Below are 26189 nucleotides of genomic sequence, written 5' to 3'. Positions count from 1 at the left end.
GCAGTCACGTAAAATTACGAACACGTGTTCGAAATGTGGGCGTATTATGGAGGTGTGTCCGAGACCTTCCTTCCCGAGTTGCCGCAGGAGTTGTGGCGTGCCGGCAAGCTGGAGCTTGCCCATGGCGTGCAACAGTTCCTGCAGCTGATGCGGGTCGCCTCCGCCGCTCTGGGGCAGTTTCTGGCGGAGGTCGAGTCTCGGGGTTCGAAAGACTTGTATGGCTATGGGTCGACTGCGGCGTGGTTCGCCGATGTGGCTGGGCTGTCGCGGGGTGAGGCGCAGTCAGTGGTGAAGCGGGCGATCGCCTTGAACCCCACCCGCAATCTGGACGGCACCGAGGCTCCGGCCTTCGCACCCACCGTGGGCGCGGCGGCCGCCGCGGGCATGATCGGGGACGAACGGATCGACCAGATCCTGGAGATCTTGGCCAAGATCCCTGCGGACACGTCGGTGGAGGATCTGGAGAGCGCGGAGAAGATCCTCGGGAACCTGGGCCGTGGCGCTGGTCCCCGGCAGCTGGTGAACGCGGAGCTGGAGCTGCTCGGCTGGCTCGATCCCGACGGCAACGAACCCAAAGAACCCGAACCGAAGCAGCCCCGCCGCGAGATCACCCTGGAGCGTCGCCGGGACGGGTTCTGGAAACTCACCGGCCTGCTAGATGACGAGCTGGGGGCTCGTACCGCGGCTGCACTGGAGGCGTACGCGAAACCTCGCCCGGTGGACGAGTTCGGCCAGGCTGATCTGCGCATGAAGTGCGAGCGCCTGGGCGATGCGTGGGCCGAGCTCCTCGACTTGGCGATCGCCTGCCCCGACCAGCCTGGCACCAGCGGGTACCGGACGTTGGTGCACGTGACCATCGGCCTGGAAGAACTCAAGACCGGGATCGGGAAAGCCTGCCTCGACTTCATCGGGACCATGACCGCCCGCGAAGCTCGGATGGCCGCCTGCGACTGCCTGATGCTGCCCGCGGTGCTGAACGCCGCCGGGGAACCCCTCGACGTAGGACGGCTGAGACGGTTCGTCACCCCAGGCCAGAGACGCGCACTCAACATCCGGGACCGGGGCTGCGCGTTCCCGGGGTGTCATCGGAAACCCAAGAACTGCCACGCCCACCACATTCACCACTGGGCAGACGGCGGCCCCACCGACCTCCGGAACCTCGTGCTCCTCTGCGGTTTTCATCACCGCCTGATCCACCACGGCGACTGGCAAGTCCACATGGCAGCAGACGGACTCCCCGAGTTCGTACCGCCTCAGTACTTGGATCCACTACAACGAACCCGGCGCAACACCCTCCACCGCGCCTGAACCCCTGCATCACCGAGGAGCCCGCCAGCCAACCCGGCGACGGGCCCCTCGGCATGCCCACAGGCGCCACCGACCTGGGTCAAGTGGTCGTGAGCGGCAATTCGGGTTATTGAGAGAAAAGGCAAAGGTCGCGTGTTGTCTGTTCCCGGTCCTTGTTCCCAATGTCGCATTCGAGACGCTCAGCGACACAAATGCGACATTGGGAACATCCCACGCCGAAACCGCGAGCCCGCCACCACTCACGACCACCGGGAGTCACTCCCAAAAGGTAGTGCCGGCGGCCAAACGACCTCCACGAACCGCGGCCGGTAGATCCGCGCGTCCGCGATGTTGTCGGCGTGGTCGAGCGAGTTCACGTTGTACGACACCATGAGCTTCCCGGGACGGCTCAGCTGCGGATGCGCGGTCGCATCGTAGACGATCCGCCGGTCGCTCGCTTCCGGTGCCCGGTAAAGGGTCCGCGGAGCACCGAACGGGCCGGTCGGCGAACCGGCGGTGTAGGCGAGCATCACCGGACTGAAGCCGGGACTGGTGTCCATGGTGATCAGCACGTACTCGCCACCGATCCGGGTCACCGAGAACGCCGTCCCGACCCCGGACAACATGCGGGCGGAGTCCTCCTCGTGGGACGACCAACCGAAGCCGGTCCAGAACTGCCACGGTCCGCGAAGACCGCCGGCAGGCACCCTGGCCAGCCGCAGATGACCTTCTTCGGCACCGTAGATATAGGTGTACCCGCCGTCTTCGAGTAGCTCCGATCCCCACGCGACCTTGTCGCCCACCGGGATCACCAGCAGGTCGGACGGCGTCAGCGCGGGCAGCCGGAAGGTGGCCAGCGAGGTCCCGGTGCTCCGGAAATCGAGTCCACCAGACCCCGTCGTCTTGTACCGGTTGTAGAGCACCCGCAGGACGTCGCCCTCGACGACGCCGTCACCGACCCAGTAGTACTCACCTGAACCCGCGAGCCCGATCAAGGGCTCCGGGTCTTCGGCGGTGCCGCCGTGCAGCGTCTCCCCCAGTGTTCCATCAGGCCGCTGGACGACCAGGGTGTTGCGGGCGATCGGGCTGTCCGGCGGGCGGCTGTGGTCCGGGTTCACCCTGCCGAGGAACGTGTCCGAGAACAGCCACGCGGTGCGGCCGTCCGGCAGCGGCACTGACACCGTGCGATCCCCGCCGGTCCAGTGCCCGCCCTGGTCGCCATAGGCGTTCCAGAGTTCGTTCGGGCCGACGGAGGTCACGGGCGGCGGCGCGGACGCGATGCCGCTGCTCGCCACCACGGCGCTGAACAGCAACGCGGCCACGAAGAGAATCCGCGACGGCCGGCGCATCGGATCATGATAGGTCTTTGTACGAGCCTTGTGCGGCAAGTGGTTACGGTCCGCGGAATGTCCTGGAAACTGCTTTCCGTGAGTGTGCTCGCCGCTCTCGCGTGCACCGGATTCACGACGGCCGAAGCCGCTTCGAAGATCTACTACGTCGACCAGGTCACCGGCAGTGACACTGCGAGCGGCACCTCGCAGCAGGCCCCGTGGAAGTCCCTGACGAAGGTCTCCTCGACCACGTTCGCACCCGGTGACACCGTGCTGCTGCGGCGCGGCGGGGCCTGGACCGGCGGGCTCGCCGTCAAAGGCTCGGGCATCACGATCGGCGCGTACGGCACCGGCGCCCGCCCGATCGTCAAGGGCAACGCCGAAGCGTGCGTCGACCTGCCCGGCGACGACAACGTGGTGCAGGACCTCCAGATCGGCGTCGCAGCCGACGCCGGGCGCTGTTCGTGGGCCGGGGTGAAGGTCTCCGGTGACCGGAACAAGGTGCTGTCGAACCTGATCACCGGCGCCGGTGCGGGCGTGTACATCGCGCCGTCCGCCGACCACACCGAGGTCACGCAGAACGACCTTGTCGACAACAACCACATGACCGTCGTGACCCCGGGCGGCAACGACGACTCCGGCGCGTTCGCCGTGCTGGTCCAGGGCAACGACTCCGACATCGGCTGGAACCGGATCAGCGGCTCGATCGCGAAGGCCGACGACTTCGGCGGTCTCGACGGCGCCGCGGTCGAGATCTTCTACGGGTCCCGCAACGTCATCCACCACAACATCTCCGAGGACAACGAGACCTTCACCGAACTCGGCACGGACGGGAAGGACCCGGACGGCGTCTCGGCAGGCAATGTCTTCGAGTACAACGCGATCTTCGGCGCCAAGACGCGCGGCGGGATCATCACGCGCGGCGCCGAGGACGGCAACGGGCCGGTGCTCGGCACGGTGTTCCGCAACAACTCGCTGCGGCTCCCGAACGCGGAGTCGGAGGGGTTCGTCTGCTACGGCGGGTGCACGAACCAGATGCTGACGATGACGCAGAACGTCGTCCAGGCGGCGTACAAGGTCGGCTACGCGGACCCGACCTTCACCGCGACCGATCACAACGTCTACTTCGGCGGGCTTCGCCAGTTCACGGCGGGCGCGACGGACAAGGTCGCGGATCCGAAGTTCACCTCGGTCACGAACCTCGTCCTGCGGGCGGGCAGCCCGGCGATCGACCTCGGCACCACGAAGTACGACGACCGGGACGTAGACGGCAATCCGGTCTTCGCCGGGGCGCGGGTCGACGCGGGCGCCTATGAGTTCCAGGGCTAGAACGCCGTGAAGACCTCCTTCCCACCTTGCGAGCGGGGAAGGAGGCCTTCACAGAGCGTGAGAGCGTCAGTAGTTGTAGATGCGCTGCATGGCGCCCGCCGCGACGAGCCCGTTGGCCCACAGCGAGTTCACCCGCGAGACTTCCTGGGCGTTCGGCTTCGCGTTGGTGCAGGACGGGCCGGGGCCACCGCCGGACATCAGTTCGGAGCACGGGCCCTGGTAGTTGTCCGGCAGGCCGAGCGCGTGGCCGGTCTCGTGCGCGGCGATCCGCGTCTGGTCGTACTGCTGCGCCTGCGTGTAGTCGATGAAGATCGTGCCACGGCCGTGGCCGTCGGTCTGGGCGTACGAACCCCGGGGGTCGTTCCCTTCGGTGTAGCGCAGGGTGGCGCCCGACGAGCTCTCCTGGAGCTTCACGTTGGACACCGAGTTGTTCCAGTTCGCCGCGCCCGCCTGGATGGCGGCACGGAAGCTGGGCGCTCCCGAGGCGTCGTAGTAGACCGTGGTCGTCGCGGCGGTCTGCTGAGCCGGCTCGACCGCGGCGGCCTGGCCCGCGGTCACCGGGACGGCGAGCAGCGCCAAGCTCACGGACGCGGAGACGAAGAACTTCCTTGCCATGGACCCACTCCTTGTGAGGACAACGGAATGGTTGGTGAATTTAGGAGCCTCCGCCGCGACTGGGCACCAACTTTCGTCGCGTCAGCCAGCTGGTGATTTACCAACACTTTCGTCTATTGACATGCGCATGTCCGCATACAACGATGCCGCGCTCAAGGCCGGAGCACGAGCTTGCCCGAGGTCGCCCGCGCCTCCAGTTCCGCGAGCGCCTTCGGCCCGTCCGCGAGGTCGTACACCGTCGGTGTTCCCGGAGCGCAGACGCCGACGGCGATCAGCTCCCGCAGCTCGTCCATCAGCTCCGCGAAGATCGTCGGCGCTTGCTCGATCAGGACGCCGAGATGCAGGCCGATCAGGTGGATCTGGTGCCGGAAGTTCAAGTCCCGGTTGGTGATCGGGACCTCTCCCCCGGCGACGCCGTAGACCACGACGCGTCCGGTGACCCGTTTGGCGGCGGCGAGGCTCGCGGTGAACGTCGTCCCGCCGACCGATTCGAGCACGAGGTCCACCGCTTCCACCTCCGCGCCGTAGTCGAGGACGCGATCGGCGCCCAGCGCCCGCACCAAGTCGTGCTTGCCTGGCGAGGTGATGCCGATGACGGTGGCCCCGTAATGCTTGGCCAGCCGGACCGCGGCCTGGCCGACCCCACCGGCCGCCGCCTGCACCAGCACCGTCTCGCCGGCCGCCACCCGCCCCAGCGGCTTGAGCGCGGCGAGCGCGGTGACCCAGTTCAGGATCAGCCCGATCGCCTGGTCGTCCGACCAGCCCGCCGGCACGGGGATCGCGCCGGCCGCGGGCATGACCATGTACTCGGCGAAGGCACCTCCGCCAGTCCCGACGACGTGGTCGCCGATCCGCGGTGACAGCACGCCGTCTCCGGCTGCGACGACCTCACCGGCCGCTTCGAATCCGGCGACGTACGGCGCTTCCGGGCCACCCGCGTAGGTTCCCCGCGTCTGCATGACATCGGCGAAGTTGACACCGGCGGCGGTGACCTTCACCAGGATTTCGCCTGGTCCCGGCGCCGGGACGGGCGCATCGGTGATCAGGTGGAGATCTTCAGGGCCATTCGCGGATTCCTGTCGCAGCGCGCGCATCGAAGTCATGTCCGCACGCTAAAACCCTCACGTTTGTGTCAGGGTCAAGTCGCGGAGGTACGCGTCGAGGGCGTCGCGATTGCGGGTCATGAGCGCGATCCGGCGATCGAGGACTTCCCGCTGCCGCGCGACCTCGTCGATCATGTACTCGCACGGCACTCTCGGCCGGACGTCTCCGGGCCCGTCGAGATACGGGAGGACTTCGCGGATCAGCCTCGTCGGCAGTCCCGCGTCGAGCATCCCGCGGATCTGGAGGACGGCCCCGACCGAGCCGTCGCAGAAGTCGCGGTAGCCGTTGCCTTCCCTGCCCGGGCTGATCAATCCCTCTTCCTCGTAGTAGCGCAGCGCACGGACGCTGACCCCGGTCTTCCGCGCGAGTTCGCCGATCTTCACTCGTCCACGGTAGCCGTCGCGACGCGGTATAGGTCGTTATACGGTCTTCGGTTTGTACCAGACCTCGGGGCGGCCGACCTGGCCGTAGCGGGGCTCGCGCTGGGCGAGACCGTTGTCCGCCAAGTACTCGAGGTAGCGCCGCGCGGTGACGCGGGAGGCGCCGATCGCGGTCGCGGCGGCCCCGGCGGAGAGTCCGTCCGCCGACGAGGCGAGGACTTCGGTGATCGCCTCCAGGGTCTGCCCGCTCATCCCCTTCGGCAGTGCCTGCCGCTCGGTGGTGCGCAGCGTGCCGAGCGCGCGGTCGATCTCGGCCTGCCCGGTGACCTCGCCCGAAGCGCCGTGGAACTCGGCGTAGCGTTCCAATTTCTCGCGCAGGGAAGCGAAAGTGAACGGTTTCAGCAGGTACTGCACCACGCCGACCGACACGGCGGCCTTGACCAGCGCCAGATCACGCGCCGAGGTCACCGCGATGACGTCGATCGGGAGACCGGCCGCGCGCAGCGACCGGCAGACCGCGAGCCCGTGCGTGTCCGGCAGGTAGAAGTCCAGCAGCACCAGGTCGACCGGCTCGCGTTCGCAGAACCGCAACGCGTCGCCGCCGGAATGGACGACGCCGGACACGGTGAAGCCCGGCATCCTCTCGACGTACACCCGATGCGCGTCGGCGGCCACCGGTTCGTCCTCGACGACCAGCACCTTGATCATCGCGTTGACTCCCTCGGCAACCACACGGTGAACACCGCGCCCTCGTCGCGGCCGACGTCGATCGTCCCACCGTGCCGTCGCACCGCCTGCCCCACCAGCGCCAAACCGAGCCCGTGCCCGTCCTCCGGTTTGGTGGACCAGCCGCGCCGGAACACCTCTTCGACGTCTTCGACACCAGGGCCGGTGTCCGCGACCCGCAGCAGCAACCCGTCGGCGTCGGAACGCACGGTGACCTCGACTCCCGGGCGTCCACCCTCGCCCGCGTTCCCCGCCGCCGCGTCGATCCCGTTGTCGATCAGGTTGCCGAGGATGGTCACCAGGTCTCGCGGCGGGACGCCGGTGTCCGAATCCTCCATCACGGTGTCGGGCGTGATCGTGAACTCGACGCCGCGTTCGCTCGCCTCGGCCGCTTTGCCCAGCAGCAACGCCGCCAGCACGGGTTCGGCGACCGCGCCGACCACGCGATCGGTGAGTTCCTGCGCCAGCGCGAGTTCTTCGGTCGCGAACTCGACGGCCTGTTCGGGGCGGCCGATCTCGACCAGCGAAACGACGGTGTGGAGCCGGTTCGCCGCTTCGTGCGCCTGCGACCGCAGCGCCTCGGCCAGTCCGCGCACCGTGGTCAGTTCCCCTGTCAGCGCCTGGAGTTCCGTGTGGTCACGCAGGATCACGACGGTGCCCATCGCCTCCCCTCGCGAACGCACCGGCGCCGTGCTCACGACGAGCACCCGGGCTTCGGTGAGGTGGAGTTCGTCGGTGCGCTCCTCCCCCGACGTGAACGCTTCGACGAGGTCTTCGGGAATGTCCAATGCGGACAGTTCCCGGCCGACCGGATCGTCGGCGACGCCCAGCAGCGCGCGGGCGCCGTCGTTGCACAGCACCACCCGGCCGTCGCCGCCGACGAGCAGCAGTCCCTCACGCATCGAATGCAGGACGGCTTCGTGGTACTCGAACAGGTTGCTCAGTTCCTCGGGCGCGATCCCCCTGGTCTGCCGCCGGAGCCGGGCGCTGACCAGATAGCTGCCGATCCCGCCGACCACCAGCACCGCCACCGCGACCCCGATCAACGGCCACAGGCGTTCGCGCAATTCGGCGTCGATCGCTTCGACGGTGATGCCGACCGACACCAGCGCGACGACCTGTCCCGCGGCGCCGCGCACCGGGACCACCACGCGTTCGGAAGGGCCGAGAGAACCCGCGTAGGTCTCGACGACCTTGCCGCCGCGCTGTGCCTCACCGATGTTGCCGATGAACGGCTGCCCGATCAGCTCCGGATTCGGGTGGGTGTAGCGGATCCCGTTCGTGTCCATGATGGTCACGAAATCCACTTCCGTGTCCGAGCGGACACTCTGAGCGAACGGCTGGAGTGTCCGGGTGGGCTCCGATGTGGACAGTGCGGCGAGCACGCCTGGCGCGTCCGCCACCGCTTCGGCGACCGCGGTCACCTTGTCCCGCGCCCGGTCTTCGGTGGCCCGTACGGAATCGAGGTAGGCGAAGGTGACGCCGGCCGCGACGAGCACGAAAAGCACGACGAGCTGCAGAATCAACAGCTGGCGGGCGAGACTGCCGCGCCTGGTCCGGATCCGCGTCGTCGAGGGCACCCGCTCATACCAGCACACCGGTGCGGAAGCCGCTCAGCGCGCCCGGCCGGAATTCCCCGGAAACCACTCGCACGAACTCAATGAACACAACCGTGACCCAGCTCACCTGCCCGGGTGATAGTGACCGGCAATCCCACGGACACCCCCTGAGCTGGAGGCAAAGGTGCCTACAACGCCGGAAGCGGCGCCCCGACGCCGCGACAAGATGCACTACCTGTACCTGGCCGTGATCGCGGCGGTCTTCCTCGGCGTCGTCGTCGGGTTCGCCGCGCCGGGTCTGACCAAGGAGCTCAAGCCGCTCGGCACGGGCTTCGTCAACCTGATCAAGATGATGATCTCCCCCATCATCTTCTGCACCATCGTCCTCGGCATCGGATCGGTGGCGAAGGCCGCGAAGGTCGGCAAGGTCGGGTTGCTGTCGCTCGGCTACTTCCTGATGATGTCGACCTTCGCGCTCGCGATCGGTCTCGTCGTCGGCAACCTCCTGCACCCGGGTGAAGGCCTTCACCTCGACCCGGCAGCCGCCGCGAAGGCGCACACGCAGGCCGAGGGCGCCGAGGGCACCGTCGACTTCCTGCTCGGCATCATCCCGACCAGCTTCGGTTCCGCGTTCACCGAAGGCCAGGTCCTGCAGACGTTGCTGGTCGCGCTGCTCGCCGGCTTCGCCGTCCAGAAGCTCGGCACCAAGGGCGAGCCGATCCGCCGCGGTATCGAGCACATCCAGCGACTGGTGTTCCGGATCCTCGCCATGATCATGTGGGCCGCGCCGGTCGGTGCGTTCGGCGCCATCGCCGCCGTCGTCGGCGAAACCGGCTGGGGCGCGCTGCGCAGCCTCGCCGTCATCATGATCGGCTTCTACCTGACCTGCCTGGTGTTCGTGTTCGGCGTGCTCGGCACCGTCCTGTGGCTCGGCGCCCGGGTCAACATCTTCACGCTGCTCCGCTACCTCGGCCGTGAATTCCTGCTGATCCTCTCGACCTCGTCGTCCGAATCGGCCCTGCCGCGCCTGATCGCGAAGATGGAGCACCTCGGGGTCTCCAAGCCCGTCGTCGGCATCACCGTGCCCACCGGGTACTCGTTCAACCTCGACGGCACGGCCATCTACCTGACCATGGCGACGCTGTTCATCGCCAGCGCCCAGGACCAGCCGCTGGGCGTCGGCGAGCAGATCTCCTTGCTGCTGTTCATGATCATCGCGTCGAAGGGCGCAGCGGGCGTGAGCGGCGCCGGTATCGCCACCCTTGCCGGCGGCCTCCAGTCGCACCGGCCGGAACTGGTCGACGGCGTCGGCTTCATCCTCGGCATCGACCGGTTCATGTCCGAAGCCCGCGCGCTGACGAACTTCGCCGGCAACGCCGTCGCGACCGTCCTGGTCGGAACGTGGACCAAGGAGTTCGACCGCGACCAGGCCAACCGGGTCTTCAGCGGTCAGGCCCCGTTCGACGAAGCCACCCTGATCGACGACCACTCCGACACCTCCAAGGAGCCTGACGGAGACCGGGAGAAGACCGTGGCGCACGCGTAGCGCCCGGCGACGAACCGGAACCGCGGTGCGAGGGTCCCCCGTCCTCGCACCGCGGTTCTTCTTTTCTGGAAAACTCCAGGCCATGCCGGACGCCATCGACCGCTACGTGATCTCGCGGTACTCGAAGCTGTTGCACGGCAACTTCGCCGGGATGATGAGTGATCCCGAGCGCGAGACCTTCCTGGGCGACCTCGTCGAGGACGCGCGCCGGATCACCGACGAAGACCTGGAAACGCTGCTCGACGACGGCTGGCGGCCACGCATCACCGCGGCCTGGCTGATCGGCGCCGACCGCCGGACAGCGTGGCGCGGGCGCGTCCGCGAACTGTTCCTGGAAAGCGGCATGGTCTTCGCCGGGCAGGGCTACTGTTTCGCGCTCGCCCGGTTCGGCACGATCGCCGACGCCGAGATCCTCGTGTCCTATCTGGACCATTACCTCGCGCGGCCGGACCTGCGCTACGACCAGGCGTGGGCGCTCGCGGCGCTGCACCACATCGACGCCGACCTCAGGACGGCTTACACGTCACGCTATCTGCGGCCGGGCGGTCTCTGGGAGAGCTGGTCCGCGAAGAACAGCACGGACCTGCCGTTCCACAAGATGTACTTCGACATGCTGTGCTCGCACGTCCAGCGGGCAGTGCACGCGGCCGATGTCAGGCGCTGACCTTCTCGTCGTAGACGACGCGCGACGCGGCGATCGATTCGCGGTGCCGTTCCGCCCAGCTCAGCAAACCGCTCAGTGACGCGTACAGCTCCTTCGCCATCGCCGTGGCCTCGTACTCCACCTTCGGCGGCACTGTCGGGTACACGGTGCGCACGAGCAGGCCGTCGCGTTCGAGGTTCCGCAACGTCAGGGTGAGCATCCGCCGGCTGATCCCCTCCACCGACCGCTCCAGCTCGGTGAACCGCACCGGACCGCGGGTGGCCTCCAGCAGGATGCCGATCGCCCACTTGCCGCTGATCCGGTTGATCACCTCGAGCACGGTGCACACCTCGAGTTTTTCCGGGTCGACCACCCTGGCCCGCGCGGTCACATCGTTGTTCCCCTGGGACATGAAAGTGCCTCCTTCCGGCACGGAACAGAGTCACACAAGATGGGCGCTGTTACAAGTGATGCACCAAGGCGCCACCTGGGGAAAGAGGCTCGTTCTGGCCGCCCTCGTCGCGGCTGTCTTCCTGCGCGAAAAGAAGGCTCAGGAGGTGATCGTCGCGTAAGCCCACTCGGAGACTTCGCCGCCGAGGCGTACTTCGGCGGCGCCTCCGGGCTTCCAGACCCCGCTGCCGCCGAACGCGGCCATCCCGCCGGTCTTGCCGGAGTACTGGGAGAGCACGACCCACATCCCGTGTCCGGCCGCGACGCCGACCTGGTCGAGCAGCCGTTGTTCCTGTCCCTCGCTGAACAGGGCACTGAGGACGTAGACCTCGGCTCCCGCTTCGGCGAGTTCCTGTGAGTGGTCCGGATTCGCGGCGTCGAGGCAGATCGCGAGGCCGAGACGCCTGCCACCGACGTCGACGATCACCTGTCGCGTTCCTGGTTCGAACAGCTCGTCTTCGCTGTCGTGCAGATTCCGTTTCGCATAGGTGGCAACGGTTTCCCCGCTGGGGTCGAGAACGAGCGTGCCGATGTGACGCCGGCCGTCCTCTACCAGCGGAAGCCCGATGACGGCGTGGACACAACTCGCCCGGCAGGCCTCCCGGAGCGGTTCGAGGCGCGGGTCGTCCGCTGTCAGCCAGAGTCCCGGGTCGGCGGCGAGCGCCTCGAACTCCAAGCCGGTCAGGGAAAGCTCGGGGAAGACGCAGAGGTCGGCCTCCGCGATCCGGAGGAGCCTCGCGTGCTCGGCGATGTTCGCGGAAAGGTCCGCGGGGACGGTGAACGGCTGCACGACAGCGACACGCATGACCGGAGCCTAGGCGAGATATCCCCGCAAGCCGTGTTGTCCCCGTCTCATCATGAGCGCGTGGTTGACCCGGAAGACCGGCCTGGCGATGCGATCGAGCTTGCGCAGCAACGGTTTCCGGGCCTCGACCTCCTGCGTGATCTCCAGGAGGGTGCCGTCACCCACCGAGGTCAGGACGCCCGCCAGCATCCCTTCGAGATCGCCGCTGAGCAGGACCCGCACCCGGCCCTCGTGCTCGTCCTGACGGTCGCGATGCATCCGGACGGTCAGCGCGTACGGCAGCCTGGACCGGCAGACGAGTTCGGCGGTGTCCTCGTCGACCTTGCTGACCGAACGGACATCGCGCCACCAGAGCGGATACGCGGCGAGGTCGACGACCGCGTCGAAGACCGCCTTGGGCGAGGCGGGAAGCACCCACGTGTCGCGGAAGCGGTACCAACCGCCTCCGCGACCCGTGAGCGAGCCCGTCATACCCGCGCCGACACCAGGTTCCGGCCGTCCATGGTCACGACGTCGACCGAGGCCACGTCGTCCGGGGCGACCAGCGCCGAACCGTCGATCCCGGTGCCCTCGCGTTCGCCCTTCGCGGATACCAGCCAGCTGCCCGCGTTGACCCGTTCGCCGCTCTTGGTCACCACGACGAGCTGGCACTTCTCGCCCGCCCGGACACCCTCCGCCTTCGCGTGGAGCCGGACCCAGCCCATCGCCGGGGCCACCCGGACCGCCAGTTGCACACCCGTTTCCCGGTTGGTGGCCGCGATATCGCGGGTGCCGGGGACCGGGGCGGTCGCCGTCGGCACCGGCAAGGCCACCGTCGACGGTTCGGGCGACGTCTGCCGCCCGACCAGCACACCCGCGCCCAGCGCCACGACGACCAGCACGGCCGCGCCGGCCAAAGCCAGGACCCGCCGCGGTTTGCGCTCCCGGGTGCCTTCTTCTTCGCGAACCTGACGGAGCGTGCGCTGCAAAAGCAGGTCGCCGCCGTCGGGAGGTCCTTCGAGGAACGCCTCCGGCGGAACCTCGTCGAGGTGATACCGCAGTTCCGAGAGCTCGCGCACCTCACGCCGACACGCGGGGCAGCTCGCGAGATGCGTCTCGAACGTGGCCGCTTCCGCCGCCGTGAGCCCGCCGAGGACGTAGGCGGCGAGCTGGCCCTGGTCGTGTCCCACCGCACTCATCGCGCTACCTCCTTCCCTGGTCCCGACATCACGGCTCTGAGCGCCCGTAACGCGTAATAAGATCTCGACTTAACGGTACCCGGGGCCACGCCCAGGGCCTGCGCCGCTTCGGCCACCGTCCGGCCCCGGTAGTAGATCTCCACCAGGACGTCACGATGTTCCGGGGAAAGACCGTCCATCGCGCCGAGCACGGCCATGGAGTCCACCACGCTCTGCGCGTGGTCCCGTTCCACCGCCGGGGTCGGCGCTCCCTCTTCGGGCTCCGGCACTTCCGGCGGCCGCGCCGCCCTGGCCCGCGCGCGGTCGGTGATGATGTTCCGGGCGACCGTGAGCAGCCAGCCCCGCACCGATCCCTTCGCGTCGTTCTCCAGGTCTTCGGCGTGTTTCCACGCCCGCACCAAGGTCTCCTGCACGACGTCCTCCGCGGCCGCGCGGTCCCCGGTCAGCCTTGTCGCGTACGCCAGCAGGCTTCGCCCGTGTTCGGCGTACAAGTGCCGGACCAAGTCCTCGCCTTTGGCCTTTTTGGGCCGCCAGCCTCCGATCGCCACTCGCGTCCTCCCGACGGTCTTCTGGGTCGGCGAGGACAGTACTGCAACCCGCAGGGGCAGAGTGGATCGTTCGGCGCGCGCCGCGATCGAACTGTGCATCGGCACCGGCCTCTCCTCGGTTCTCCATGGCCGCCTCCTCTTGCCTCCCACACGGACCGCGCGGGGCCGCGGTTCAACCGGGTCTTGTCGATCACCGGACGCGCTCGTATGCTGACGCCTCCGGATCCCGCCGCCGCCTGATTCCCGGGAGGGACGAGGCGTGCCAAGGAAACTCGCGGCCGTTCTGCTGGCGGTCGCTTTCGTGTCGGGATGCGGTGCGGAACCCGGTTTCACCGCGACGCTGACGGATCCGGTGAACGTCGACCTGAGCTGGCCGGACGACGATCCGGACGTCGCGGGCAGGATCGTCGAATACACCACCGATCCGCACGGCGAGTACACGATCCTGCGGTTCGTGCCGCCTCGGCAGACGACCTACCGGCATCCGGATCTGATGCCGGAAACGCGGTTCTACTACCGGATCCGGCCCTTCTACGGCGCCGTGTCGGACGCTGTCACGGTTTCCGGAGCCGCCACCCCGGCTTCGTCCGGACCTCCCGTGTCCTTACGGGCGGGCGATCGCTCGGCCGCTCCGGCGTCGTTCCGGGCCGAGGCCGCGCCGGAGGCGATGGTGCGGTTCAGCTGGGCGGACCGCTCCAGCGACGAGGACGGTTTCCTCGTGGAGATCAAGAAACCCGGCACGGACGATTTCGTGCCGATCGAGATGTCGGATCCGGGGACGACGTCGGCCGGGCTCGCCTCGATGCCGGGCGAGGAAGGCGCCTCGTACCGGCTGCGCGCCTTCTACTACGGGCCCGCTTCGCCTGTCTTGGACCGGACCACGGGGAAGGGCTAGTCCGCGCGCGCAATGAAGGGGCCTTTCATAGCAAATTTTGCTATGAAAGGCCCCTTCATTGCACTTGGTGACCTCAGGCGAGAACGGTCTTCAGGAACTCACCGGTGTAGCTCTCCTCCACCGAGGCGACGTGCTCCGGTGTGCCTTCCGCGATCACGGTGCCACCGCCGGAACCACCCTCGGGGCCCATGTCGATGATCCAGTCCGAGGTCTTGATGACGTCGAGGTTGTGCTCGATGACGATCACCGTGTTGCCCTTGTCCACCAGGCCGTTGATCACGCCGATCAGCTTGCTGATGTCCTCGAAGTGCAGACCGGTGGTCGGCTCGTCGAGGATGTAGACCGTCTTGCCGGTGGACCGCTTCTGCAGTTCGCTGGCGAGCTTGACGCGCTGCGCCTCACCGCCCGACAGCGTCGGCGCGGGCTGCCCGAGCCGGACGTAGCCGAGGCCGACGTCGACGAGGGTCGCCAGGTGCCGGTGGATCGCCTTGATCGGCTCGAAGAACTCGGCCGCCTCCTCGATCGGCATGTTCAGCACGTCGGAGACGGTCTTGCCCTTGTAGTGCACCTCGAGGGTCTCGCGGTTGTACCGGTCGCCCTTGCAGACCTCGCAGGGGACGTAGACGTCCGGCAGGAAGTTCATCTCGATCTTGATCGTGCCGTCACCGGCGCAGGCCTCGCACCGGCCGCCCTTGACGTTGAAGGAGAACCGGCCCTGCTGGTAGCCGCGCACCTTCGCCTCGGTGGTCGCGGCGAACAGCTTGCGCACGTGATCCCAGACGCCGGTGTACGTCGCCGGGTTCGACCGCGGGGTGCGGCCGATCGGCGACTGGTCGACGCGGACCAGCTTGTCGACGCCTCCCAAGCCGTTCACACGGGTGTGTCGGCCCGGGACCTGACGGGCGCCGTTGAGCTTGTTCGCCAGCACCGTCGCGAGGATGTCGTTGACCAGGGTGGACTTCCCGGAACCCGAGACACCGGTGACCGACACGAGGCAGCCGAGCGGGAACGACACGTCGAGCCCGCGCAGGTTGTGCTCGCGCGCGCCGACGACGGTCAGCTGACGCTTCTTGTCGATCGGGCGCCGGATCGCCGGGACCTCGATCTTGGTGCGTCCCGACAGGTACGCGCCGGTGATCGATTCCTTGTTCCGCAGGATCTTCTTGTACGGTCCACTGTGGACGATGTGGCCGCCGTGCTCCCCCGCGCCGGGGCCGATGTCGACCACCCAGTCGCTGGAGCGGATGGTGTCCTCGTCGTGTTCGACGACGATCAGCGTGTTGCCAAGGTCGCGCAGCCGGACCAGCGTCTCGATCAGCCGGTGGTTGTCCCGCTGGTGCAGGCCGATCGACGGCTCGTCCAGCACGTACAGCACGCCGACCAGACCGGAACCGATCTGCGTGGCGAGCCGGATGCGCTGCGCCTCGCCGCCGGACAGCGTCCCGGAGGCGCGGTCGAGCGAGAGGTAGTTGAGGCCGACGTCGAGGAGGAAGCGCAGCCGCGCCTGGATCTCCTTGAGCACCGCGCCCGCGATGACCTGCTCGCGCTTGCCGAGCTCAAGCTCGTCGAGGAACCGCGACGCCTCCGCGATCGAGAGGGCGCACACCTCGGCGATCGACCGGTCGCCCTGCGTCTTGTGCTCCAGGGTGACCGCGAGGATCTCCGGCTTGAGCCGCGTGCCCTGACAGGCCGGGCACGGCACCTCGCGCATGTAGCCCTCGTACCGCTCGCGCATGTAGTCGGACTCGGTCTGCTCCTGGCGCCGCTCGAGGAACGGGATGACGCCCTCGAAGCTCGCGTAGTACGAACGCTGGCGGCCGTAGCGGTTCTTGTAGCGGACGTGGACCTGCTCGTCGACGCCGTGCAGGACGGCCTTCTGGACCTTCGCCGGCAGCTTGCGCCACGGGGTGTCCATCCGGAAGCCGATGGTCTCCGCAAGCGACTCGAGCAGCCGGATGAAGTAGTCCGCGCTCTGGCCGCCCGCCCACGGCGCGATGGCGCCCTCACCGAGCGACATCTCGTCGTCCGGGACCACGAGCTCCGGGTCGACCTCCTTGCGGACGCCGATACCGGTGCAGTCGGGGCAGGCACCGTAGGGCGCGTTGAAGGAGAACGAGCGCGGCTCGAGGTCCTCGATCGCCAGCGGGTGGCCATTGGGGCAGGCGAGGTTCTCGGAGAAGCCGCGCACGCGGTGCGGGTCGTTCTCCGGGAGGTCGACGAACTCCAGCTCGATCAGGCCGTCGGCCAGCCGCAGCGCGGTCTCGACAGAGTCGGTGAGCCGCTGCCGCGAGCTCGTCTTCACCGAAAGCCTGTCGATGATGACGGCGATCTGGTGCTTTTCCTGCTTCTTCAGCTTCGGCGGGTCGGTGAGCGGGTGGATCGTCCCGTCGACCACGACACGCGCGTAACCCTGCTGCTGCAGGTTCTCGAAGAGGTCGACGTACTCCCCCTTGCGCCCGCGCACGACCGGCGCGAGCACCTGGAAGCGGGTGCCCTCCTCCATGGCGAGCACCTGGTCGACGATCTGCTGCGGGGTCTGCTTGCTGATCGCCTCGCCGCACTGCGGGCAGTGCGCCTTGCCGGCGCGGGCGTAGAGCAGGCGCAGGTAGTCGTAGACCTCGGTGATGGTGCCGACGGTCGAACGCGGGTTTCGCGACGTGGACTTCTGGTCGATCGACACCGCGGGCGACAGGCCCTCGATGAAGTCGACGTCCGGCTTGTCCATCTGGCCGAGGAACTGGCGCGCGTACGCCGACAGCGACTCGACGTAGCGGCGCTGCCCTTCGGCGAAGATGGTGTCGAAAGCGAGGCTCGACTTCCCGGACCCGGACAGACCGGTGAACACGATCAGGCTGTCGCGGGGCAGGTCGAGATCCACTCCGCGGAGGTTGTGCTCGCGGGCGCCGCGAACAACGAGGCGATCAGCCACGCCAGGGTCCCTTCAGGTTTCATTCTCAGCTGCGGTCGCCGGCCCGGTCGATAGCTGCACGGGCGGCCGCTTCCATGCTACGAGGCACCACCGACAGAAACTGGTTCCGAGTCCTTGACCTGCGGTTTTCCAGGCTTATCGCGTCGATCCCGGCGAGCGGTGAGCCACCGGTGGACCGGCCGCTCCACGCCCGCGGTGATCGCCCAGCCCCCCAGGACGGCGGCGGCCAGCACGAGCGGGAGACGAAGCCAGCCGGGGACGCCGACGTTCAGCAGGGCACGGGCCAGGATGTATCCGAGTTCCTGGTGCACCAGATAAAGACCATACGAGATGCCCGCGAGCCAGGTGACAGCCGGGGCGATCCTGGAGAGACCGGGGAACCGCCAGTCCGGCCCGCGCGCGGCCAGGCACACCAGTAGCAGCATGATCGCGAACCCGACGAGCGACGGCCAGCGCTCCGGATCGTTGGGCAGGGCCTGGTGGAACGGGAAGACCTGCAGGTCCTGCGCGGCGCAGGCGGCGATCACGAAGAGCGCGAGGTGCCAGTGCGCCAGCCGTCGTTTCGCCCACAGCCAGATCGCGATCCCGATGGCGAAGACGTGCACGCGATGCAGGCCCAAACCGTAGTAGAAGGTCTCGACGAGCTTCGGCGTGGAAAGCGGGTCGAACACGACGAACCGCAGGAAGAGCGGCACCAGGATCAGCGCCCAGAGCAGCCCGACGGTGAGCCGGTGGGTGCGCCAGCGGCGGGGCCACAGCAGGGCCGCGGCGGTGAACGCGACGAGCTGGACCGGCAGCGTCCAGTAGGCGCCGTCGAGGTAGTAGAAGAGTTCGTACCGCCAGCCCCATTCCTGGACCATGCCCAGGTTGGCGAGCAGATCGGCGCCGGTGGGGATGTACCAGGGCGACGGATCGGTCGGCGGCCCTTGCGGAACGCCGAACAGGAATCCGGAGAGGCCGGGCGGGAACGGCAGGCCGCTGAACCGGATCGTCGCGTACCGGGCGACGACGTAGGTGACTGTCACCGCCACCAGGTACGCGGGCACCAGCCGCGCCACCCGGTTCCACAGCCACCGCCGAGGTTCACCCTTTCGAAGGCTCGCGCACACGAAGAATGCGGAGATCACCAAAAGGATGGCGGCGCCGAACTGCGCGGTCACCCGGAAGGGGTACCCCACCAGTTCCGGGTGCAGGAGAGCACCTTGATGAGTGACATGCCCGAGCATGACCGCGAAGACGGCGACAACGCGAAGGACGTCCCAGCTGATCTTGCGCGAGGTGCGCGGTGAGGCGTCGGGCACGGGTGTCCTGTGGTTCGGCTGGCGGGGCGACGCGAGCCTACGGCCTGACTCTGTGCGGCGCCTGTGCGGGTGGAACCGATTGCAGGGGAACGACTACCGTGTGCACCGTGAACATCGTCGAGACCTACACCGGGCACGTCGAACCCGGCGGAGACGCCGCCCGTCGCACCCTGGACGCGCTCACCATCACGAAGCTGTCGGTCGGTCCGATGGACAACAACGCCTATCTGCTCGTCTGCCGCGCCGAGAACGAGGCGCTGCTGATCGACGCCGCGAACGACCCGGAACGCATCTCCGACCTCATCGGCCACGGCCCCGACCGTCCCGCGCTGAGGACCGTCGTGACCACCCATCAGCACCAGGACCACTGGCAGGCCCTCGGCGCCGTCGCCGGCGCGAACGGCTCGAACACCGCCGCCCACCCGCTCGACGCCGAACCGCTGCCGATCCCGCCGGACTTCCTCGTCGAACACGGCGACACGCTCAAGGTCGGGCAGGTCGTCCTCGAGGTGATTCACCTGCGCGGCCACACCCCCGGCTCGATCGCGTTGCTGTACCGCGACCCGGCGGGGCACCCGCACCTGTTCACCGGCGACTCGCTGTTCCCGGGTGGGGTCGGAAAAACGGGTTCGCCTTCGGATTTCACGTCGCTGCTGGACGACGTCTCGTCGCGGATCTTCGACGAACTGCCGGACGAGACTTGGTTCTACCCGGGGCACGGGGACGACTCGACGCTGGGCGCCGAACGTCCGAAGCTCGCGGAATGGCGCGAACGCGGCTGGTGATCTTGGCGACGTTCCCGAACGGGGCCGCCTACCCGGTAGGCTGCCCCGCTTCGAAATAGGCAGCTCCGGATCGCCGGAACTGCTGTCCACGACGATCAGCGCGCCTTGGTGGACACCTTCCGAACGAACCACTCCCCCGGCCAGAAGGTGTCTCCCAGCATCAGCTGATCGAAAAGAACGCAAACGGCTCCGGGTGCGTCCTCGGAATCCCAGACCGCGGACACGGTCCGGCCACGTTCGTTCCCGTACCTGCTCAGCCAGTAAATTCTGTCGCCCGGCTTGAGATTGAAGGCCATTACCGATTCCCGGTTCGCCGACCTTTGGGTACTCGGTTGTCCTACCCGCGCGCCGAAACCGTATTCCCCGGTCGGCCGAGAGCATCGCCAAACGATCCGGAACTGTTTGTCGATCGGCAGCGCAGGCGCGCCCACGCGTACTTCTTCGACCAGGTAGAACGTGACGATCTTGCGTGCCTTTTCCGACATTTCACGCCATGATTTCGAAAGCGCTTCGGTATATGTCTCGGCATCCGACTCCAACTCCCTGGCAATAGCGATCAGGTCGTTGCCGGCTGCGGCATCCGTGCGGAACGCCTGGATCGACCGAGTCAAAGCGTCGGGTTCGATCCAAAGACGGCGTTCGACTCGCCTGGCCACGTAGTTGTCACGTGCGTCGACGTTGGTGAGAAGCGGCGGGTCCTCGACGGCGTGTTCACGAGCCCATTGAGACGCGTCGAAGCAGGCCGCCAGCCACTGCGCCTCAGCCGGGCTCAGTATCGTGTCCGCCACTACGGGCATGCGGGGAAGCAGACCTGGTCGACCGTGGGGATGGAAGTGTTCGGGACCGACGTGCTCCGGATACCAGCCAAGGTCGCTGTGGAGCAGGGTTGCGAATCCCTCGCCCCAGCGCTGCCAGAAGATCATATCCTCGCCGTGCACATTCACATGGTGCTGAACGATGTCCGTTGGACCGAACTCGACGCCTGCCATCTCGCCCAACTGGGCCTGGATGATCCGGTTACCCCGATAGCGACTCAGGTAGCGTCTGACCTCGGCGACGAAGCCCGCAATGGAATCGTCGTCCAACGTTTTATCCGGGCTGATTGTGATCGTTTTGAGCACGTCGCCATTGCGCCGTGCGGTCAGCAGTTGCTTGGTGGCATTGGCCCAGTAGAGACCGTCGGTGTCCGGGTCATGCACGACGCAGAGCACCGGGAGATTGCCATCCGCCCAGGTGCCACCGTGGTCACCGATCGGCACGGCGTACCCGCCGGCCCTGCGCCACGAACGGCCACCCTTGACCTGGATCTTGACCAGGTCGCCAGTGACCTCACCGTCCTCGGTGAACGTGACGTGTTGGTCCTCCCCGAAGTCGTTCTGGCCATCCACCTCCTGAACGATGTGGTTGTGCCGCTCCAGAAGCGCTCTCAGCGCGTTGACCGCCGCACGGCTGGGCCTGCGAGCGTCAGGAACCTTCGGCAATGGATCCTCCGGATCAGGGTGCAAGGCCAGACAGTTGGTCCGCGACCGCTTGGGAGCGATCGGTGACTAATGGCTCATTTCAGTACGCCGCTGCCCTGGTAATCAGGGTGGTCAGCGTCGAGTTGCGCCGACCAACGGTGAGATCGACTTGAGGAACGCACCTGATCAGATACCGACGACTTCGACCATGTCGCCCAGGCCCTTGAAGTCGTCTTCGTTCCGGGTATACAGCGGCAGCTCTCGCGAAGATGCGATGGCCGCGATCATCAGATCCATTCGCCGGGGTTTCGGATCCCGGTTCGCCGCGAGGACCAGCGCGACCAGCGTTCCATATCGAGCCGCGGCATCGCCGTCGAACGGAAGCGGAGCGAAGTCGACGATCGCGGCACCGAGCTTCTCAGTGCGCACCGCGCGGACCGCGGGATCCTTCGCCATCGCCACCCCCTGATGGAGCTCAGCCATCGTGATCGCCGTGAGTTCCGGTACGCGTGGCAGAGCCGAGGGCTCAAGCAGACCAAGATCGATGTAAGCGCACGTGTCGAGGACTCCCGCCTCGTGACGCTCAGCCACGCCCTGGCCCCCACACGTCGTCAGAATCGACACGGTCCTCGGTGCCGAAGAACTCATCGGCTTCCTGCCGCATCTGAGCCGCCTCGACCTTGGGCAGCCCCCGGTGCCGCTGAACGAGCTCTTCAGCGGTCAGACGCCGCCTACGAGGTATCGGTCGCAGCTCAGCCACCTCGACACCGTTGCGAGTGACGTGGTAGATCTCGCCGGCCTCGACTGCGTCCATGACAGCAGCGGAGTTGTTACGGAACTCGCGCTGGGTGATCACCTTCATGAGACAAGTGTAGCGAGGTGTAGCTCACCGAGCTACACCTCAGCTTGCCCTCGACAGTCAGGCACGCTTACGCAGTTTCAATCGCCCAACATCACGTATCGAGAAGTCTCGAAGTTCGCGCACCACGAACCTATCCTCACCTTTCCCGACAGCGGCCTTCACATTCACCTTTCCACTCACCGCACAAATACGCTTTTCCTTCTTGTCGATCCTCCAGGAGAGATGGAAAGCCTTAGATAGCAAGAAAAGTATGTCGGCTGTTCGTGTGGACCACCGCCACGTGAGCGCAATTCACGAAGCGGTTGCGTTACCGTTCTTCGGACCTGGATGACCACATCCGACTCAGGGAGAAATCATGTCGAGAAATCGTGTGCACAGTCGCCGAAGACCGGTGTTGTCACTGACGGTGACTCTCGTCGTGTCCGCCGGCGCGTTGACCGGGACCGCGCGGGCGGACACGGCCGGGCCGGTGATGCTCGAACGGTTGCCTGGCGACGACAGCAGCCTGGTCCTCGCGGTCAACGACGCCGGCGTGATGGTGGGGTTGTCGTCCAAGGGCCGCGATCCGCGGATCAGCCATCCGGTGCGCTGGGACGCCGACGGCAGGATCACCGCGCTGCCGACACAGGGCGACGGCCAAGGGAGCGTGCGCGACATCAACCGGCACGGGGTTTCCACGGGTATCGCGGCGACTCCGACCGGTTCCGCGCCTGCCCGCTGGGACGCCGAGGGCAGGGTGACCACGATGCAGCTACCGCCCGGCTATTACGGCGCCGGCCCATCGGCGATCAGCGACAACGGTGTCGTCGTCGGCACTTGGATCACGTCGGGCTACTGGATGGGCAGCTTCCGCTGGGACCCGGACAACAAGGTCACGGACCTGGGCACACTGCCCGGCGGCGACTGGACCTGGGCCGAGGACATCTCCGATGACGGCCGCATCATCACGGGCGTGGCCGCCGGCGGCGACAAAGTCCATCATGCCGTCCGCTGGGTGAACGGCATGCCGATGACCCGGCTGGCGCCGGACTACCTGGCGAGCTCGGCGCACCAGACAAACGGGCACGGTGTCTCCGCGGGTTTTGTCACCGAGAACCTCGGCGCCCGCGACACGCCGGTGACCTGGGATCGCGACGGCGCGATGCGCCGTCTGGAAGTGAAGGAAAGCCAGCTGCTCTGGATCAACGCCATCAGCAGCACCGGCTATGTGATCGGGAGCAACAATCACTATCCCCCGGACGACCGTTGGCTGTTCCTGTCGGCCCCCGACGGCACCCTCACCATCCTGCCGGACGACCAGCTGAGCGCCGTCGTCAAAGGGGTCGACGCGAAAGGCACCGTGGTCGGCAGCATCCGAGGCGAGGCGACCGTCTGGTTCCGGAACGGTGAACGCAGGCGACTCGTCGGCCTGCCCGGCGGCAAGGAGAGTACGGCCGACTTGATCAACGACCGGGGCCGCGTCGTCGGGAGCGTCACCGACTCCCAGTGGAAGACCCGTGAGGTGTTCTGGGATCTCAAGTAGCGCCCAGGCAGGGCCGCGGGGTCCAGGCGGCCGAGGTCCAGAGGGGAAACGCTGCCACAGTAGCGGATCACGGGTCACATAAAGACACAACCCGCTACTTTACGTTATGATCACTGTCTGTAGTTTTGCCGCGTTCACATTCATTGACCCAAGGAGGTTCTCGATGGCGATGCGCGGCGACGACGGCAAGGGCGGCGGAAACACCGGCAACTAGCCGGAGACTGAGGCGGGCCACGTCGGGCTCCGATGCGGCCCCGCTTCGAGCGGCCAGCGGAAGGCGATGCCGTACTCCTCTCGTGGATGGCAGGGCTCGAGAAACGTGTGCTCGACGACGCCTCGCCGGATCTCGAGCAGATGCCGATCGCCGGCGGGCCTGCGGACCATGCGTTCGTATTCGGTCTGTTCCGCGTACCACCAGCAGGCATCGGGGACGCAATCGTCGAATGTGACGCTGATGCTCAGACCGCCGGTCACCCTGCCGTCACCATCGACCACACCCGGCGCGATTCCGTGATGGTCAACGTCGACGTTGATCCATTTTCGCTCTTCGTCGAGATCGTCATCGCAGGCGAGGGAGATGAACTCGTGACGCTCGCCTTTTCGCAGCGGTTTCGGGAAACGCAACTCCATGACCAGTGGATCTCCCGGCTGCGCCCCAGGCGAAGTCTCGACGTGGCAACCGAAGATCGCTTTGATCGGGATCGACGCGAGGCCATCGTCCTCTCCGATGAGAGCCCGCGCCATGTAACCATGGACGCCGTTCTCCCGAGCGACGACGTTCCGCACGGTCAGCCGGCGATACGCCGTTCTGCGCCGCATTTCCACGGCCACCAGCAAGCGTTCCACGAACACGGGCTGTGCTCCGTCCGACGGCACGCGACCTCGGGGCGCCCGTGGTTCCGGGAACGCGTTCGAGTCACGGGCGATCTCGACATAAGCACGCCAGGCTTCACCCTCGAGAACCTCCAGATTTCTTGCCAGGCAAGGGGCGAGCTTGTCGCTCACCGCGCGCCGCCATGCCTTGTGCATCGGCGTCGTCGTGGTCGGCGGCGGATCCCCGAAAACCCCGGGCAGGTCTTTCAGCTGGCCGAAACGGTCATCGAGGGTCGATCTCCACGCCATCGGGCCCAACCGGAAAGCGGCGGCCAAGACGTTGCGGCGCCGGGACTCGTTCGTCGAGCCGATCTTCTCGATCTCATCGAGTATCAGGCCCCAGACCGCGAGCGCCCGCACCTCCGGGGGTGCCGTGGTCATCGACTCCGTCGGCCGGACCAGGCAACCGAGGACGGCGGCCGACTCGCTCGCCGGGTCTTCGATCGCGTACCGCAGAAACCTGAGCGGCTTTCCGTCCTTGCGGACCGCGAGCCACCGCAGCGCGGCTTCGACGGCGGCCACAGAACAGGAAACACGGTCCCTCTCCAGCTGGATTGTCACGATGCCCTCCACCATTCGCGGCAATGATCGACAATTCGCGGCGCGGCAGGACAACGGTCGACCATCGGAGAGCCCGCCCTCGACGACAAGAAACTCCTCCTGACCGTGAAAGATCAGAACCGGCGAGGGTCTTCGCCGGTCGTCGCGCCCTACGGTGTACTAGTACACCACATACGGAGGGTTCGACAATGACCAAAACCGGCTCCGGCAGAGAACACGAGGGAATTGTCAAACTGATCAAGACCTCACTGGCCGGCGTGGGCGGCCTCTATCTGTTCACCGGATCCTTCATCGTGACGACGCTCGGCACGACAACAGTGGTCGCGGTGCTCTACTTGAGCGGATTCCGTCGCTAGCCTGTCGTAACGTTTCCGCGCCACGGCCCGAACCACGTCGCGATGCCGTACCACGGATGTGACCACGTCACAGCGGTCGCCATCGGCGGCCGGCTCCTCGCGTCCGAAGTTCCGGCACACAGCGGCAACGGCGAGATCGCCGGACCGGATTGGCGCCCCCCGCTTGTCCGCGTGGTCCGTCGTCGCCAAGGCGTTCCGGAGCACCGGCGGCTTCCTGCCGAAGGAATTCAGCGACTACACCGGAGAAGCCGCGCTGTGCACCGGAATCGTGGGCGGCACGGCGATTCTGCTCGGCTCACAGGACGACAGCCACCGGGACGAGGACCGGAGATTCACACATCTCATCGCGTCCGCGAAAAGCGATCTCCACTACATGCGTTCGCTCGCCCAGCGAGTGAGAAACCATTTTCCAGCGAACTTCGAGATCGCTCGACGTCAATTCCGCGATCAGTAACGATCGAGCGAAGAATACAACCTCCGCGCCACAACGGACGTCTTTCCGGAACCAACTCTCCGGCAGGAGGTCATCGTCATGACCCGTACTCTCCGGCGCGCGCTCGGGGCGCTCGCCGCCACCACCCTCATGCTCACCGGCGCCATCGCCGCGGCAGCGCCCGCTTCCGTCGCGGCCCAGGCGATCCCCACGATGACCGGGATTCGCACCGGCCAGAACCCCGGCTTCGACCGGGTCGTGCTCGACCTGACCGCGGGGCCCGCGCCCGCCGTCCGGTACGACCTCGTCGACGAGTTGATCGCCGACGGCTCGGGCGAGATCGTGTGGCTGACCGGGGAATACTTCATCGCTGTCGCCGCGACTCCGGCGGCCGCGCACGACGACGCCGGGAATCCGACCTATCCCGGACCGCGGAAGTTCCGGACCCGGAACCTCCACAACGTCATGGCGGTCGCGGTCACCGGTGACTACGAGGGCACGTTGTCCATCGGTCTCGGCGTCCGGTCCAGGACACCGGTCACCGTGTTCACCCTGACTTCGCCGAACCGCGTCGTCATCGACGTCCGCCATTGATCACGAGCGGGAATCCGTGAAGGCTTTTCGCCGAACGCGCAGTTTCCGGTGAGCAAAATCCTTTTCGGATTCCCGCGGTGAAAATCCCGTTCTGCCCGATGGGGCGATTTTTCCGAA

At 67.1% G+C, this 26189-nt stretch carries 27 protein-coding genes; 10 read left to right on the top strand and 17 right to left on the bottom strand.

The window, feature by feature from the left end:
* The first annotated feature begins 54 nt into the window (after positions 1 to 54).
* Entirely contained in the window at positions 55 to 1308 is a 1254-nt protein-coding gene (locus ACFWMR_RS03445; RefSeq protein ID WP_378376644.1) for a DUF222 domain-containing protein, read from the top strand.
* Positions 1309 to 1547: 239 nt separating this feature from the next.
* Here the strand turns inward: ACFWMR_RS03445 and ACFWMR_RS03440 are convergent, their stop codons facing one another.
* Positions 1548 to 2636 carry a DUF5005 domain-containing protein gene (locus ACFWMR_RS03440; RefSeq protein ID WP_378376642.1) on the bottom strand — a complete coding sequence of 363 codons (1089 nt, stop codon included), beginning with the start codon at positions 2634 to 2636 and terminating at the stop codon, positions 1548 to 1550.
* Between the two features lie 57 nt (positions 2637 to 2693).
* Between ACFWMR_RS03440 and ACFWMR_RS03435 the strand changes: the two genes are divergently transcribed.
* Entirely contained in the window at positions 2694 to 3947 is a 1254-nt protein-coding gene (locus tag ACFWMR_RS03435) for a choice-of-anchor Q domain-containing protein (protein WP_378376640.1), read from the top strand.
* A 66-nt stretch (positions 3948 to 4013) separates the two neighbouring features.
* On the opposite strand, the gene ACFWMR_RS03430 is transcribed toward ACFWMR_RS03435, so the two are convergent.
* The 5 genes from ACFWMR_RS03430 to ACFWMR_RS03410 form a co-directional block, all read right to left on the bottom strand.
* A complete protein-coding gene (locus ACFWMR_RS03430; protein ID WP_093933501.1) occupies positions 4014 to 4562 on the bottom strand; it encodes a snapalysin family zinc-dependent metalloprotease in 549 nt (182 codons plus the stop codon).
* A 152-nt stretch (positions 4563 to 4714) separates the two neighbouring features.
* The gene (locus tag ACFWMR_RS03425; RefSeq protein WP_378376638.1) at positions 4715 to 5665 is read right to left on the bottom strand and encodes a zinc-binding dehydrogenase; all 951 of its coding nucleotides are present in this window, start codon (positions 5663 to 5665) and stop codon (positions 4715 to 4717) included.
* Positions 5666 to 5683: 18 nt separating this feature from the next.
* Entirely contained in the window at positions 5684 to 6049 is a 366-nt protein-coding gene (locus tag ACFWMR_RS03420) for a MerR family transcriptional regulator (RefSeq protein ID WP_378376636.1), read from the bottom strand.
* Between the two features lie 36 nt (positions 6050 to 6085).
* Entirely contained in the window at positions 6086 to 6754 is a 669-nt protein-coding gene (locus ACFWMR_RS03415) for a response regulator (RefSeq protein WP_093933498.1), read from the bottom strand.
* Complete coding sequence (locus ACFWMR_RS03410; protein ID WP_378376634.1) at positions 6751 to 8352, bottom strand: ATP-binding protein; 1602 nt, start codon at positions 8350 to 8352, stop codon at positions 6751 to 6753. The genes ACFWMR_RS03415 and ACFWMR_RS03410 overlap by 4 nt, the downstream gene beginning before the upstream one ends.
* Positions 8353 to 8557: 205 nt before the next feature.
* Here ACFWMR_RS03410 and ACFWMR_RS03405 point away from each other — a divergent pair, with 205 nt between their 5' ends.
* Both ACFWMR_RS03405 and ACFWMR_RS03400 read left to right on the top strand, forming a co-directional pair.
* Complete coding sequence (locus tag ACFWMR_RS03405) at positions 8558 to 9877, top strand: cation:dicarboxylate symporter family transporter (protein ID WP_378376681.1); 1320 nt, start codon at positions 8558 to 8560, stop codon at positions 9875 to 9877.
* Between the two features lie 82 nt (positions 9878 to 9959).
* Complete coding sequence (locus ACFWMR_RS03400; RefSeq protein ID WP_378376633.1) at positions 9960 to 10541, top strand: DUF6000 family protein; 582 nt, start codon at positions 9960 to 9962, stop codon at positions 10539 to 10541.
* Here the strand turns inward: ACFWMR_RS03400 and ACFWMR_RS03395 are convergent.
* The 5 genes from ACFWMR_RS03395 to ACFWMR_RS03375 form a co-directional block, all read right to left on the bottom strand.
* On the bottom strand, positions 10531 to 10932 hold the full coding sequence (locus ACFWMR_RS03395; RefSeq protein WP_378376631.1) for a winged helix-turn-helix transcriptional regulator: 402 nt from the start codon (positions 10930 to 10932) through the stop codon (positions 10531 to 10533). The genes ACFWMR_RS03400 and ACFWMR_RS03395 overlap by 11 nt on opposite strands.
* Before the next feature lie 138 nt (positions 10933 to 11070).
* Positions 11071 to 11775, bottom strand: coding sequence for a carbon-nitrogen hydrolase family protein (locus ACFWMR_RS03390; protein WP_378376629.1), 705 nt, complete (start codon positions 11773 to 11775; stop codon positions 11071 to 11073).
* Positions 11776 to 11784: 9 nt separating this feature from the next.
* Positions 11785 to 12246, bottom strand: a complete 462-nt coding sequence (locus ACFWMR_RS03385) for an SRPBCC family protein (RefSeq protein ID WP_378376627.1) — start codon at positions 12244 to 12246, stop codon at positions 11785 to 11787.
* On the bottom strand, positions 12243 to 12953 hold the full coding sequence (locus tag ACFWMR_RS03380) for an anti-sigma factor family protein (RefSeq protein ID WP_378376625.1): 711 nt from the start codon (positions 12951 to 12953) through the stop codon (positions 12243 to 12245). Before ACFWMR_RS03380 ends, ACFWMR_RS03385 begins: the two co-directional genes overlap by 4 nt.
* Positions 12950 to 13501: a sigma-70 family RNA polymerase sigma factor gene (locus ACFWMR_RS03375; protein ID WP_378376680.1), complete on the bottom strand. Its 552-nt coding sequence runs from the start codon at positions 13499 to 13501 to the stop codon at positions 12950 to 12952. The genes ACFWMR_RS03380 and ACFWMR_RS03375 overlap by 4 nt, the downstream gene beginning before the upstream one ends.
* Before the next feature lie 259 nt (positions 13502 to 13760).
* Between ACFWMR_RS03375 and ACFWMR_RS03370 the strand changes: the two genes are divergently transcribed.
* Positions 13761 to 14396: a fibronectin type III domain-containing protein gene (locus ACFWMR_RS03370; protein WP_378376624.1), complete on the top strand. Its 636-nt coding sequence runs from the start codon at positions 13761 to 13763 to the stop codon at positions 14394 to 14396.
* A 73-nt stretch (positions 14397 to 14469) separates the two neighbouring features.
* Here ACFWMR_RS03370 and uvrA read toward each other — a convergent pair whose 3' ends face one another.
* Both uvrA and ACFWMR_RS03360 read right to left on the bottom strand, forming a co-directional pair.
* Entirely contained in the window at positions 14470 to 17325 is a 2856-nt protein-coding gene (gene uvrA, locus ACFWMR_RS03365; protein WP_378275461.1) for an excinuclease ABC subunit UvrA, read from the bottom strand.
* 77 nt (positions 17326 to 17402) lie between these two features.
* A complete protein-coding gene (locus ACFWMR_RS03360) occupies positions 17403 to 18626 on the bottom strand; it encodes an acyltransferase family protein (protein WP_378376622.1) in 1224 nt (407 codons plus the stop codon).
* Positions 18627 to 18733: 107 nt separating this feature from the next.
* Here ACFWMR_RS03360 and ACFWMR_RS03355 point away from each other — a divergent pair, with 107 nt between their 5' ends.
* Positions 18734 to 19411, top strand: a complete 678-nt coding sequence (locus ACFWMR_RS03355; protein WP_378376620.1) for an MBL fold metallo-hydrolase — start codon at positions 18734 to 18736, stop codon at positions 19409 to 19411.
* A gap of 95 nt (positions 19412 to 19506) precedes the next feature.
* Here the strand turns inward: ACFWMR_RS03355 and ACFWMR_RS03350 are convergent, their stop codons facing one another.
* The 3 genes from ACFWMR_RS03350 to ACFWMR_RS03340 form a co-directional block, all read right to left on the bottom strand.
* On the bottom strand, positions 19507 to 20916 hold the full coding sequence (locus ACFWMR_RS03350) for a DUF4365 domain-containing protein (RefSeq protein ID WP_378376618.1): 1410 nt from the start codon (positions 20914 to 20916) through the stop codon (positions 19507 to 19509).
* A 141-nt stretch (positions 20917 to 21057) separates the two neighbouring features.
* Positions 21058 to 21354 (bottom strand): type II toxin-antitoxin system VapC family toxin, encoded by a 297-nt coding sequence (locus tag ACFWMR_RS03345; protein ID WP_378376616.1) that lies wholly within the window; start codon positions 21352 to 21354, stop codon positions 21058 to 21060.
* 100 nt (positions 21355 to 21454) lie between these two features.
* On the bottom strand, positions 21455 to 21733 hold the full coding sequence (locus ACFWMR_RS03340; protein ID WP_378376614.1) for a type II toxin-antitoxin system Phd/YefM family antitoxin: 279 nt from the start codon (positions 21731 to 21733) through the stop codon (positions 21455 to 21457).
* 355 nt (positions 21734 to 22088) lie between these two features.
* Between ACFWMR_RS03340 and ACFWMR_RS03335 the strand changes: the two genes are divergently transcribed.
* Positions 22089 to 23255, top strand: a complete 1167-nt coding sequence (locus ACFWMR_RS03335) for an HAF repeat-containing protein (RefSeq protein ID WP_378376612.1) — start codon at positions 22089 to 22091, stop codon at positions 23253 to 23255.
* Positions 23256 to 23465: 210 nt separating this feature from the next.
* Here the strand turns inward: ACFWMR_RS03335 and ACFWMR_RS03330 are convergent, their stop codons facing one another.
* Positions 23466 to 24704, bottom strand: a complete 1239-nt coding sequence (locus tag ACFWMR_RS03330) for a hypothetical protein (protein ID WP_378376611.1) — start codon at positions 24702 to 24704, stop codon at positions 23466 to 23468.
* Between the two features lie 173 nt (positions 24705 to 24877).
* Here ACFWMR_RS03330 and ACFWMR_RS03325 point away from each other — a divergent pair, with 173 nt between their 5' ends.
* The 3 genes from ACFWMR_RS03325 to ACFWMR_RS03315 all read left to right on the top strand — a co-directional run bounded on the left by ACFWMR_RS03325 (position 24878) and on the right by ACFWMR_RS03315 (position 26072).
* On the top strand, positions 24878 to 25045 hold the full coding sequence (locus tag ACFWMR_RS03325) for a hypothetical protein (protein ID WP_378376609.1): 168 nt from the start codon (positions 24878 to 24880) through the stop codon (positions 25043 to 25045).
* A 58-nt stretch (positions 25046 to 25103) separates the two neighbouring features.
* On the top strand, positions 25104 to 25499 hold the full coding sequence (locus tag ACFWMR_RS03320) for a hypothetical protein (RefSeq protein WP_378376607.1): 396 nt from the start codon (positions 25104 to 25106) through the stop codon (positions 25497 to 25499).
* 78 nt (positions 25500 to 25577) lie between these two features.
* Positions 25578 to 26072 (top strand): AMIN-like domain-containing (lipo)protein, encoded by a 495-nt coding sequence (locus ACFWMR_RS03315; RefSeq protein ID WP_378376605.1) that lies wholly within the window; start codon positions 25578 to 25580, stop codon positions 26070 to 26072.
* Positions 26073 to 26189 lie beyond the last annotated feature (117 nt).

The sequence above is a fragment of the Amycolatopsis thailandensis genome (assembly GCF_042723255.1).
GTDB classification, from domain to species: Bacteria; Actinomycetota; Actinomycetes; order Mycobacteriales; family Pseudonocardiaceae; genus Amycolatopsis; species Amycolatopsis thailandensis.
Note: the sequence above shows the minus strand (reverse complement) of the source record. Positions and strands in the feature narration are given on the sequence as shown.